The organism is Maribacter sp. TH_r10, assembly GCF_033101095.1.
Taxonomy (GTDB): domain Bacteria; phylum Bacteroidota; class Bacteroidia; order Flavobacteriales; family Flavobacteriaceae; genus Maribacter_A; species Maribacter_A luteus.
In genome coordinates this window covers 238,359-251,038 of record NZ_JAWMPY010000002.1, presented here as the reverse complement: position 1 = coordinate 251,038, position 12,680 = coordinate 238,359, and the positions used below count along the sequence as shown (strand labels likewise).

At 38.8% G+C, this 12,680-nt stretch carries 10 protein-coding genes; 7 read left to right on the top strand and 3 right to left on the bottom strand.

The window, feature by feature from the left end; translation table 11 throughout:
• The first annotated feature begins 20 nt into the window (after window positions 1-20).
• Window positions 21-1,454 (top strand): pyridoxal phosphate-dependent decarboxylase family protein, encoded by a 1,434-nt coding sequence (locus R3X28_RS06395; RefSeq protein WP_154369651.1) that lies wholly within the window; start codon window positions 21-23, stop codon window positions 1,452-1,454.
• A gap of 63 nt (window positions 1,455-1,517) precedes the next feature.
• On the opposite strand, the gene R3X28_RS06390 is transcribed toward R3X28_RS06395, so the two are convergent.
• Window positions 1,518-3,320, bottom strand: a complete 1,803-nt coding sequence (locus tag R3X28_RS06390; RefSeq protein WP_317663400.1) for a glycoside hydrolase family 15 protein — start codon at window positions 3,318-3,320, stop codon at window positions 1,518-1,520.
• 102 nt (window positions 3,321-3,422) lie between these two features.
• Here R3X28_RS06390 and R3X28_RS06385 point away from each other — a divergent pair, with 102 nt between their 5' ends.
• The 4 genes from R3X28_RS06385 to R3X28_RS06370 all read left to right on the top strand — a co-directional run bounded on the left by R3X28_RS06385 (window position 3,423) and on the right by R3X28_RS06370 (window position 9,651).
• Window positions 3,423-5,630: a bifunctional alpha,alpha-trehalose-phosphate synthase (UDP-forming)/trehalose-phosphatase gene (locus R3X28_RS06385; RefSeq protein ID WP_154369655.1), complete on the top strand. Its 2,208-nt coding sequence runs from the start codon at window positions 3,423-3,425 to the stop codon at window positions 5,628-5,630.
• A 254-nt stretch (window positions 5,631-5,884) separates the two neighbouring features.
• The gene (locus R3X28_RS06380) at window positions 5,885-7,216 is read left to right on the top strand and encodes a M28 family metallopeptidase (protein WP_317663398.1); all 1,332 of its coding nucleotides are present in this window, start codon (window positions 5,885-5,887) and stop codon (window positions 7,214-7,216) included.
• A gap of 10 nt (window positions 7,217-7,226) precedes the next feature.
• Window positions 7,227-8,846 carry a M1 family metallopeptidase gene (locus R3X28_RS06375; RefSeq protein WP_317663396.1) on the top strand — a complete coding sequence of 540 codons (1,620 nt, stop codon included), beginning with the start codon at window positions 7,227-7,229 and terminating at the stop codon, window positions 8,844-8,846.
• Between the two features lies 1 nt (window position 8,847).
• On the top strand, window positions 8,848-9,651 hold the full coding sequence (locus tag R3X28_RS06370) for a class I SAM-dependent methyltransferase (protein WP_317663394.1): 804 nt from the start codon (window positions 8,848-8,850) through the stop codon (window positions 9,649-9,651).
• Between the two features lie 105 nt (window positions 9,652-9,756).
• On the opposite strand, the gene R3X28_RS06365 is transcribed toward R3X28_RS06370, so the two are convergent.
• The gene (locus tag R3X28_RS06365; protein WP_154369663.1) at window positions 9,757-9,936 is read right to left on the bottom strand and encodes a hypothetical protein; all 180 of its coding nucleotides are present in this window, start codon (window positions 9,934-9,936) and stop codon (window positions 9,757-9,759) included.
• A 424-nt stretch (window positions 9,937-10,360) separates the two neighbouring features.
• On the opposite strand from R3X28_RS06365, the gene R3X28_RS06360 reads away from it, so the two are divergent.
• On the top strand, window positions 10,361-10,738 hold the full coding sequence (locus tag R3X28_RS06360; protein ID WP_154369665.1) for a hypothetical protein: 378 nt from the start codon (window positions 10,361-10,363) through the stop codon (window positions 10,736-10,738).
• Window positions 10,739-10,895: 157 nt separating this feature from the next.
• Here R3X28_RS06360 and R3X28_RS06355 read toward each other — a convergent pair whose 3' ends face one another.
• Window positions 10,896-11,630: a ThuA domain-containing protein gene (locus tag R3X28_RS06355; protein ID WP_154369667.1), complete on the bottom strand. Its 735-nt coding sequence runs from the start codon at window positions 11,628-11,630 to the stop codon at window positions 10,896-10,898.
• A gap of 251 nt (window positions 11,631-11,881) precedes the next feature.
• Between R3X28_RS06355 and R3X28_RS06350 the strand changes: the two genes are divergently transcribed.
• Window positions 11,882-12,649 (top strand): CDP-alcohol phosphatidyltransferase family protein, encoded by a 768-nt coding sequence (locus R3X28_RS06350; RefSeq protein WP_317663390.1) that lies wholly within the window; start codon window positions 11,882-11,884, stop codon window positions 12,647-12,649.
• The last annotated feature ends 31 nt before the right edge of the window (window positions 12,650-12,680 follow it).

Sequence of the window (12,680 nt, the reverse complement as noted above, 5' to 3'; positions counted from 1 at the left end):
ACAAAGTCTATTCCATTGTGATGAAGAATGATATTCTAAAAATGGCCTATTCCCCTGAAAACTTTAGAAAACAGGGGCATGTACTGATTGATCAGTTGGCCGACCATTTCAATTCTTCTATCAATCGAGAATCAGAGAAGGTCATTCGTTGGAGTCCGCCGGAAGATGAGTATGCGTATTGGAAAGGTTTTTTGAAAGATGGAAAAACCCCAAAGTTATTCCCTGAGATCATTGAACGTTCAATCCATTTACATAACCCAAAGTATATCGGGCACCAAGTTTGTCCACCAGCACCAATAGCATCCCTGTCCGCTTTAATAAGCGCTTCGTTAAACAATGGTGCCGCGGTTTATGAAATGGGGATGGTACCGACTGCAATGGAAAAAATCATCACCGAATTTATCAATTCCAAAATCGGCTATGATGAAAATTCAAGGGGATTTTTAACCTCAGGAGGTACTTTGGCCAATTTAACCGCTTTATTATCGGCAAGAAAGGCCATTTTAGATATTGACATATGGAATGAGGGGCAAAACCAGAATTTGGGTATCATGGTTTGTGAAGAGGCCCATTACTGCATTGAGCGTGCTGCCAAGATTATGGGACTGGGAACCAAAGGAATTATAAAAATACCTGCATCAAAAGGTTTCAATATGGATGTTTCCCTCTTGGAAACCTATTATAAAAAAGCTTTAAAAGAAAATATAAAAGTCTTTGCAGTCGTCGGCAGCGCGCCCTCTACAGCTACCGGAATGTACGATGATTTAGAAACTTTGGCCAGTTTCTGCTCTAACCATAAGCTTTGGCTACATGTAGATGGTGCCCACGGGGGCGCTTCAATATTCTCAAGTAAGTACAAGCATACCGTAAAAGGCATACAACATGCCGATTCGGTAGTCATAGACGGTCATAAGATGATGATGATGCCCACCATTACCACAGCCTTACTCTATAAAAAAGGTCACCACTCACACACGACTTTTAGCCAAAAGGCCGATTATCTTTTAGAACAATCGGAGCATGAAGATTGGTACAATCTTGCCAAACGAACATTTGAATGTACCAAAACCATGATGGGCATACAATGGTACACCCTTCTAAAAACCTATGGAGAAGATATCTTTGATGAAAATGTTACCGTACTTTATGATTTGGGTAAGTATTTCGGTTCGCTGGTCAGTGATCATCCCGATTTTGAACTAGCCATTGAACCTATGTCCAATATCGTCTGCTTCAGGTATATAACAGGGTCAAAAGACACTACTGAGCTAAATGCGCTCAATGCCTCTATTCGGCAACATCTTTTGGAAGATGGTGAATATTACATTGTACAGACCAAACTTAGGGGTATCCACTATCTACGAACCACGATCATGAATCCGTTTACCTCTAAAAAAGATTTGAACGGACTCCTGAAAAAGATAAAAAGCATTGCAGATAATATCCGAATATAATCTACTTAGAGCCACAACCTAACCTTTTAAAAAAAGGGAACTAATTGATCGAGGCAATAAAAATCAATCGCGCATAGATTCCAAAATACGTTCTTCAGTTTCCTTAGTCGAGAAATTAATTGCACACTCAATCAATGCCAAATGTGAGTAGGCTTGAGGAAAGTTACCTAAAAGCCTTTTTGTCTTAAAATCAATATCCTCGCTGAACAACCCTAAATGGTTACTATAAGTCAATAGCCTTTCAAAATGTTCTTTGGCCTTTTCAACTTCACCGATTTTGAAAAGACTATTGATAAACCAGAAAGTACAAATCGTGAACGATGATGAAGGCAATCCAAAATCGTCCTCATTTTTGTACCGATACAACAACCCTTCATTGCTTAGGTCTTTTTCAATGGCTTTTACGGTACTTACGAATTTTGGATCTTTCGCATCTATAAAGCCGTAAGACTCCATCAACAATACAGAAGCATCTAAATGTGACGAACCATACGATTGGGTAAAGGCATTTACCTCATCATTCCATGCATTCTCATAAATATCGGCTTTGATTTCCTTTTCCAGGATAAGCCATTTCTCTAATTTCCTTGTCTTTTTTAGTATTCTCGCTACTTTCACCGCCCGATCTATGGCGACCCAACAAAGTACCTTGGAAAAGGTAAAATGCCTATCCTCCGTGCGGAACTCCCAGATACCTTTATCGGGCTCCCTCCAGTGTCTTGAAACAATCCAAACGATACCTTTGGTAATCCCCCATAGTTCTTCCCCATTGTCAATATCGATACTGAACTCTACCAACTGGGCATGAATGACATTCATTAGAATACCATAGATATCATTCTGTTTTTGCTTATATGCGGCATTTCCAATTCTCACGGGCTTAGAACCTTTATAACCACTCAAATGGTCCAAGGTTTCTTCGGTCAATTTCTTTTCTTTATTGATGCCGTACATTATTTGAAGCTTTTCATCCTTGTCAGGCATCAGGTCAATAATGAACTGTAGGTAACGCTTCGCTACGTTTCTATGGCCTAAGCCTCCCATCACCCGTATTACCATAGAAGCATCACGGATCCAACAAAATCTATAGTCCCAATTCCGCACCTCGCCAATGGTTTCTGGCAAAGAAGTTGTCGCTGCGGCTAAAACAGCTCCCGTCTTGTCATAACTCAGCAATTTCAATGTAATGGCACTACGGGATATTTGTTGGTTGTATTTTTTATAAGTCGGTGTCTTGTTCGTCCAATTTAACCAATAAACCTTGGTTCGTTCAAGATCCAGATACACTTTTCTTGTTGTCGGTTGAAGGATTTTCTCATTATAACCCATAAGAAAATATCCGTTTTTCGTCAACTTGATTTCTTGACCCTCCAAAACAGCGTTCTTATCAAAAGATGTATAGAGGAAAACCGTATCGAATTTTACGGTTTTGGTTAAACTTACTATAAAATCGTCCTTAATGTAGGTTTTGGTCTCCCCTTGTGCATATTCCAATTTAGGGTTGTACAACACTTTAAAAACAGGCTTCCCTTTTATATGCTTTATAAATCTGACCAATTCAGGAGGAGCATGGTATTTACCATCTTCATCATGGTAGCGGGGCATAAAATCATGGATTTCGAAAACATTCCCTTCATCGGAAAAACGAGTGATCAATACCGCTGTATTCTTCTTGTAACGTTGCTTTATCGTATACTTATCGGAAACCTTGATTTCAAAACTCCCTCCTATTTCCTCATCCAATAATTTGGCGAAGACAGATGATGAATCGAACTCTGGCAAACAGCACCATTCAATAGATCCAGTTTTCGATATTAGGGCAGCACTCCTGCAATTTCCAATAATTCCGTAATCCAAGTTGTCCATATTTCAATTATCCTCTAAAAGTCTTTTATTAGTTGCTTTTGCCATGCAATTTGACGAAATTTATAGAAACAAAAGACAAATCACTTTAAAATAATCCACTTTATGGGAAAAACTATCATAATCTCAAATAGATTACCTGTACAATTACAAATTAGCAATGGAAGTATCTCTGCAATACCAAGTGTTGGGGGATTGGCGACCGGTATGAAATCGGTACATTCGGGCAGCGATAGTATTTGGATTGGATGGAGCGGTCTTACCGATGAGGATATTCCCAAAGAATTGGCTCCGCAAATAGATAAAGCCTTGGCCGAGCACGGTTCCTCAAAAGTAAACCTGACCTCAGATGAGGTAGACGGATTTTATTTTGGATTTAGCAACCGAACTATCTGGCCGCTCTTCCACTATTTTTTGGAGTATTCAGAATTTGAACTTGAAAGTTGGAATGTATATAAAGCCGTAAACCAAAAATTTGCCGATGCCATCTTGGAAAAGGCCGAAGACGATGATACCGTTTGGGTACATGATTACCAATTGATGTTGGTGCCCCAGATGGTGCGCGAAAAACGCCCGAATATCTCAATAGGTTTCTTTCTACATATTCCTTTTCCTTCGTTCGAGATTTTTAGGACCCTACCCTGGCGGGAAGAAGTGCTTGAAGGGCTGTTGGGCGCTGATTTAATCGGTTTCCATACCTATGACTATGAACGTCATTTTTTAAGTTCCGTAAGGCGTCTACTGGGCTTGGAAGTAAGTTTTAATGATATTTACCAAGATAAGAGGATCATCAAGGTCGATTCTTTCCCAATGGGCATAGATTATAAAAAGTTCAGTGAAGCTGCCAAAGAGCATGAAAAGAACACAACGGAACAACAATCAGATTTACAGCAACGATTAAACAACCATAAACGCTCAACACCTGATGCCAAATTAATACTTTCGATTGACCGATTGGACTACTCCAAGGGAATCGCCAAAAGATTGAATGCCTTTGAATATTTTTTGAACAAATACCCACAATATAAAGAGAAAGTCAGATTGATCATACTGGCCGTCCCATCCAGGTCCAATGTGCCCCAATACCAATTATTGAAAAAAGAGGTAGATGAATTGATCGGGCGCATTAATGGGGACTTCTCCACGGTCAGCTGGACCCCTATTTGGTATTTCTATCGTTCAGTACCTTTTGAGAACCTAATTGACCTATACACATCGAGTGATATCGCATGGCTAACCCCATTACGGGATGGCATGAACCTCGTGGCCAAAGAATATGTGGCCACACGGACCGATAAGACCGGGGTACTTATTCTAAGTGAAATGGCCGGTTCCGCGAATGAGATGAATGAATCGCTCTTGGTCAATCCAAATAATTTTGAACAAACGGCAGACGCTATTTATGAGGCCATAAACATGCCAAAAGAAGAACAAATTGACCGAAACACCGAGTTGCAGAAACGTTTGGAACGCTATAATGTTGAACGATGGGCCAATGATTTCATGTCATCATTAAAAGAACAAAAAGAAAGGGATGCCGCCAATGTATCCAAAAGGTTGACCGAACATCGATTAAGTGTTGTTTTGGATGATTTTAAGAACGCCAAGAAAAAAATGCTGTTCCTCGATTATGACGGAACACTTTCCGGTTTTCATGCAGACCCGCAAAAAGCTGGCCCTGATGAAGAACTTTATGCCCTTTTAGATGCCTTGAATGCTTTAAAAGATACGGAAGTATATTTGGTAAGTGGTCGTGATAAGGAAACATTCACTAAATGGTTCTTACCCAAAAAATACAATATGATCGTTGAACATGGGGTATGGATTTCCCAAAACGGAGAAGACTTCAGAATGCTCGAAAATGTCAAAAACGATTGGATGGAAAAAATTCGCCCCGTATTGGAATCTTTTGTAGACAGGACCCCAGGGAGTTTCATTGAAGAAAAGAATTATTCCCTTGCTTGGCATTACCGTAAGACGGACCCTGATTTCGGAAACCTTAGGGCCAATGAACTCAATACCGTTCTTACAAGTTTAATAGCCAATGATGACCTAAGTGTCCTCAACGGCAACAAGGTCATGGAAATCAAAAGCAGTAATGTGAATAAAGGGCGTGCGACCATGCGTGTTTTAGGTGAAGGTGATTATGATTTTGTACTTGCGATTGGTGATGATTGGACCGATGAATTTATGTTCCAAGAATTACCCGAAAGTACGGTGACAATAAAAGTCGGTAGACAAAATACACATGCCAAATTATTTATAGATGATATAAAATACGTTCGTAATGTACTGAAACGGTTTACCGATTAGGATACCATGTTTGTTTAAATTGTTTTTATAATTTAATTTTCATGAGTGAAACATTTTCAATACATCAATGATATTGATGTTTTTATTGATTCCGTTTCATTTTTGAAACAATCCTTTTATCCTTGATTTATAGTATTATTTAACAGCAATGGAAATGGGTGAAAATACCTCTGGCCAAAATTCATATATTAGTTACTTTTCCCTAATGACCTAATCACTCAACTTATTTCAATAAAACATCAAACTGAATTATAATGAAGAAATCATTTTATCTACTAATATTCTTACTCCCTATCTTGGTTTGTTCCCAAACGGATCAACGCATCTATGATATAATTGAGGCGGTTTCCGCAGAGCGCATAAAGGCAGATGTTACCACATTGGTCAACTTTGGAACACGCCACACCTTAAGTGATACCACTTCCCAAACAAGGGGAATCGGTGCTGCCAGAAGATGGATAAAAAGTGAGTTCGAGAATACATCTAAAGAATGTGGGGACTGCCTAGAAGTTTTTTACCAAAAAGACTTGGTTAAAAAAGGGGACAATGACCGTATAGTACACGATGTAATGGTCGTAAACGTTGTAGCCATCCAGCGTGGGACTAAGTACCCAAACCGTTATATTATTATGAGTGGTGATATCGACTCCAGGGTGAGCGATCCAACCAATTTCACTGATGATTCCCCAGGTGCAAATGATAATGCAAGTGGTATGGCAGGCACCATGGAAGCTGCGCGCGTACTCTCCAAATACAAATTCGAGAACAGTATTATTTATGTAGGGCTATCAGGGGAAGAACAAGGACTTTATGGCGGCAAGGGCCTTGCTGCCCATGCAAAGTCAAACGGATGGGAAATCATTGGAATTTTGAACAATGATATGATCGGGAATATCAAAGGGGTCGACGGGGTTATCGATAACAGGGAATTCCGTATTTTCTCAGAACCCGTACCCCCAACAGAAACAGAAAAAGAACGAAATGCCAGGCGCTTTTATGGGGGTGAAGTTGACGGCATTTCAAGACAATTGGCGCGTTATGTGTACAAAACCACAAAAACCTATATGCCCGAGATGAATCCCATGATGGTCTATCGTTTGGACCGTTTTGGACGAGGGGGACACCACAGACCTTTCAATGATGCCGGTTTTGCAGGGATTCGTATTATGGAAGCGCATGAGAATTACACCCAACAACACCAAGATATAAGAACGGAGAACGGCATTGCCTATGGAGATGTATTGGAGCATGTGAATTTTGATTACGCCCGAAAATTAACAGCCGTCAATGCAATAAACCTAGCGTCAATCGCATGGGCACCCCCAGCCCCGAGAGAAGTTAAAATAGGTGGTATCGTAGAGCCATCTGCAAGGCTTCAATGGAGTATGGTTGATGGGGCCACAAGTTATAAGGTTTATTGGAGGGACACCACTGCCCCTCAATGGGAACATAGCCGAAATGTAGGTAACTTAACCGAATTCACACTTAAGGGTATCGTAATCGATAATTCTCTTTTTGGGGTATCCTCAGTGAGTGCTGATGGCTTTGAAAGTCCCGTAGTTTTCCCGAATGCCATCATGAGATAATAAATTGAGAATGAAACAAAACACAATAGTATTACTAATTGCACTATTTTCACTTGGCCTTTCTGCCCAACAATTTACCCATCAAGATACATTAAGGGGCAGTATTACCCCGGAACGCGCTTGGTGGGATTTGAATTACTATCACTTGGATATCGAGGTTAGACCCGACCAAAAATTTATTTCAGGAAGCAACCTAATACGTTATAAAGTATTGGACGCCCAAAAAGTATTGCAAATTGACCTTCAACCTCCATTGAAGATATCTAAGGTCATCCAAGACGGAAAAACCCTAGAAGTCAAATCTGTGGGCAATGCACATTTCATTACGCTAAAGAAAAAGCAAATCAAAGGTGAATACAACGAGATTGTCGTGTATTATTCCGGTCATCCCAAAGAAGCGGAGAATGCCCCTTGGGATGGTGGGTTCAGTTGGGATACCGATAATAACGGTAAGCACTTCGTCGCGACAAGTTGCCAAGGTCTTGGTGCCAGTGCATGGTGGCCAAACAAGGACCATATGTACGATGAAGTAGATAGTATGGCCATTAGCGTAAAAGTACCCAAGGGCCTTATAGATGTATCGAACGGTAGACTACGAAAAGTAGATAAGGAAACAAACACCTTTCATTGGTTCGTGGCAAACCCGATCAATAATTACGGAGTAAATGTGAACATTGGCGACTATGTACACTTTGGGGAAAAATATCAAGGGGAAAAAGGCATATTGGATATGGATTATTATGTGCTACGCGATAATCTGAACAAGGCCAAAGAACAATTCAAACAAGCTCCCATGACCTTAAAGGCTTTTGAATATTGGTTCGGCCCCTACCCCTTTTATGAGGATAGTTATAAATTGGTCGAAGTACCTTATTTGGGTATGGAACACCAAAGTTCGGTAACCTATGGCAACCACTACCAAAACGGATATTTAGGGCGTGATCTATCCGCTTCAGGTTGGGGATTGCAATTTGATTATATCCTTATTCACGAATCTGGCCATGAATGGTTCGCCAATAACATAACCTATAAGGACATTGCGGATATGTGGATACACGAAAGCTTCACATGTTATTCAGAAAACCTGTATTTAGATTACCATTTTGGAACCAACGCTGCTGAAGAATACGTAATCGGACTACGAAGGAATATCAGGAACAACATTCCTATAATTGGCCCATATGGTGTAAACCAAGAGGGTTCTGGTGATATGTATTACAAGGGAGCCAATATGTTGCACACCATTCGTCAATTGGTAAATGATGATGAAAAATGGCGAAAGGTTCTACGTGGACTTAATAGGGACTTTTACCACCAAACCGTTACCTCGACCCAAATTGAGAATTATCTAATAGACCAAACCGGAATAGAACTCAGCCCAATATTTGATGAATACCTACGCACAACCATGATTCCTTCATTAGAATATACCATTACCGACAGTACCTTAAAATTCAGGTATACAAATGTTGTCGATGGTTTTAAAATGCCCATAAGAATTTATATTGATGGCCAAGAACATTGGTTGACACCCAATCCCGAATGGCAGACCAAAACTTTTAAGGGGAATCTTTCCACTTTTAAGGTTGACAGAAATTTTTATGTGGAAGTTTCAAAAAAGAGACCTTAAAATGGACGCAGAAAAAAATTACCTGACAATAAACAAGGAATCCTGGAATAACAAAACTGAAGTACACCTGAACTCCGAATTCTACGACCTAAAAGGTTTTATCAACGGAAAATCATCATTAAATGAAATTGAGTTGAACTTACTGGGGGATGTCAAAGGTAAATCCATACTTCACCTTCAATGCCATTTTGGACAGGATACGATTTCTTTAAGTAGACTCGGAGCCCTAGTCACCGGGGTTGATCTATCTGATAAAGCCATTGAAAAAGCAAGGGTTTTAGCAAAAGAGACAAAATCCGATGCCCGTTTTATATGTTGCGATATTTACGATTTGCCCAGTCATTTAAATCAAGAATTTGACCTTGTTTTTACCAGTTATGGCACTATTGGGTGGTTGCCCGACTTGGATAAGTGGGCCAAAATCATTTCTAGATTTCTAAAACCAAACGGAAAGTTCGTGTTTGCTGAATTCCACCCCGTGGTTTGGATGTTCGATGATGATTTTGAAAACATCAAGTATAATTACTTCAATTCAGGGGCGATCGTCGAGACTGAAATCGGAACCTACGCTGATAAAAATGCGGATATAACCCAAGAATACGTAATGTGGAACCATGGTTTTAGCGAAGTGATCAATAGTCTTATAAAAAATGGTCTCACCTTGAATTCACTGGACGAATTTGATTACTCCCCCTATAATTGCTTTAACAAGACCATTGAGATCGCACCAAATAAGTACAGGATAAAACACCTTGACAACAAAATACCAATGGTCTATGCCCTAACGGCAACGAAGGTGAATTAGCCATTAACCTATAACAGGACTCCAAAAAATCAGATGCTATCAATTTGTTGGTTCATATAGCCCAAGAATACTAGAAAAATGTTTGAATTAACGAACAGGTCTATTTCAACCTCCTTGCAACTTGTCAGCTCCATCTAACAAGCCTATCAAATCTTGAGGGTTATGTATTAAAACCGGCAGGTGTTGAGGGCATATATAAAACTCACTATCTTTATGGTAGAACTTAGTTACAGGGGTTTCGTTAGAAGATTTCTTACAAACGATACAGGTTTTGTCAGTGCTCATAATTTGTTTTTTGATGAGGCAAAGCTATTCTTTATCCGCCATTAAAAACCTAACAAATATCATGCTTTCAAAGATTACCTTATCCATCGCTTTTTAAGCATAAGAGTGTTATGAAGAATTCGTGAAGAAAATAGCAGGTTCTCCTTTTGGTTCAATTTTCGAGTAATTTCCATTATTTTACCAAAAGTCCTACTAATTTGTATTTCTTCAACCATCAAAATGGGCGAAGTACTATGATTATTTCATTCTTTTAAATTATTCTATCAAGTTACTCACATATGTTACCATCTATTACGTTTCCATTGTAATTTCATAAGTGAGAAATGACTATTTGATTGTATAATATAAGTGCTATTGGGTTATTGTTTCCACATTCAAGCTTAGTTACTACTTATTCTTAATATATCGTGAAACACAGATTATTATGGGCTGGAAATCTGAATACAATAACGTGGAAAATATAATGGAACTGACTTTGGAAGGTGTTATGGACTTCAAGACTTTGACCGAGGCCATTTTCATAATTGTAGAATCCGCAAAAAACCATAACACAGTGAAATATTTGGCTGATTGTAGACTTGTTATGACAGAATTCGGCAGAGGTCAAATATTTGAACTTATAAATAGATTCTTTCCTGAGTGGGACATACCTATTGGTTCAATAGTCTCAATAATAGAGCCCAAAGATATAGATGCCAAAACAAAAGCGGAGTTTTATGTTTATGCGGTTAAAAAGCTGGGATGGGATGCTGATATTTTTCCAAATCGCAAAAGAGCTTTAGAATGGTTGAACAAACATTAACAACCACAGGCTTCAACATATCACATAAAAATGTTTTCCAATTTTCAATTAACCCTATCCTACAACTTTGAAAGGAATGTCAGTGACCAAGGTGTTCAATACCCGATTCACCCATATCAAAAACAAGTTGGCCAATAGCCCTTTAAAAACCCTATTTTCAATTATCACCTATGGCATAAAGGAGACCTCCCAGTATATGCTTAACGAACTTTTCTTCTTCGAAACTTTCATCTGCATGACCTGCCGCTGTGTAGAATACTCTACCTCCATCGTACTCATGATACCAGCTCATAGGATGAAAATCACCGTTTTCCCCACCTTCATACGTACTTTCATCCACCGTAATCAAAACATTCACCTTCGGGTTCAATTTCTTAAAATTATACAGTTCTTCGTTCCTGTTCCATATAGTATCAGTAAAATGTTTCGTGGCAATAAACAAATGGTCTTTAATGATAAAGTCCGCGTTTGGTGTGCCTTTAGGATGGCTCAGAAATTGACCGCCAATCATTTTAGTATACCATTCCCAATCATATTCCGTATCGGTAGCGGCATGTATGCCAACAAATCCTCCACCAGATTGAATGTAACGTTCAAAAGCAGTCTCCTGGTTTTCATTCAAAACATCCCCAGTAGTACTCAGAAAAACAATAGCTGAATATTGCGAAAGGTACTTCTCGGTAAAAAAGGTTGCATTCTTAGTAGTATCGACCTGAAAGCCATTTTCCCTTCCTAATTTTTGTATGGCCTCAATACCTTTTGGAATAGAAGCATGTTTATACCCCATGGTCTTGGAAAAAATGAGGACCTTAGGTTTATCACCCCTTTTATTAGCGCAACCCATATTCATAAAAACAATTGTTACTATGATTAAGAACAGTATATTTCTCATTGATTAACCTTATCTTTAATATATTCTAAATACCCATAAATATAGGCATTGCAATAAGCTTGGACACTATAAGGTGTGATATAAATCCTGATAATGGCCATAAAATATCATCCAAACCTCAATGCTATAATTATATATTTTAAAAGAAGAGATAAAACATGCTGCATTAGGGAATTTCGTAACAAATCCTTAACTCACTGAATTACAAAATAAAAAAGTTATCAGACCAATTCAATAAACAAAGAATTTATATGTCTAAATTGCCCAAAGCAGACCAATTTCTAGATCTATCTGATTATGGGCGACCAATAGCCATGACCATCGCTAAAATATTCAAAAATACGGCGGTTACCCCTATACATTTGACCATCGCCTTTTTTATTTCAGGAATCATTGCCCTAATTTGTATTCTCGAACATGAATATGTTGCATCCTTTTTTTTCCTGATTACCAAATCAATTTTGGATGCCGCTGATGGGGAACTGGCACGAATTAAAAACACCCCTTCTTATGTGGGTAGATATTTTGATTCTATCGCCGACTTTGTGTTGAATTTCATGCTCATATTCACCATTGGACACTTAGAGGAAATTCATTGGATCTATATGCTATCGGCATTTATAGGGTTAGAACTTCAAGGCACCCTATATAATTATTACTATGTAATTTTAAGGAACAAATATAAGGGTGACACTACAAGCCGAATCTTTGAGATTACGGCTCCCGTTGCCATGAAGGGGGAAAAACAAACTTGGGTGAACTTTTTTTTTAACACCTATCTATTGCTTTACGGGGTTTTCGATAAAATCGTTTATTGGCTCGATCCTAAAGCACCATACAGCGAAAAATGGCCCAAATGGTTCATGACAGCTATATCGACTTTTGGACTGGGCTTTCAATTGCTTGTTATTGGCCTGTTCTTGGTTTTAGGATGGATCCGGTTCGTCATCCCATTTTTTATTGGTTACTCTGTATTGATTTTTGTTTTTATCCTTGTTCGAAAGGCAATTAACAGGTGATTTTTTTGAGACATCTTAAGTGGAATTATAA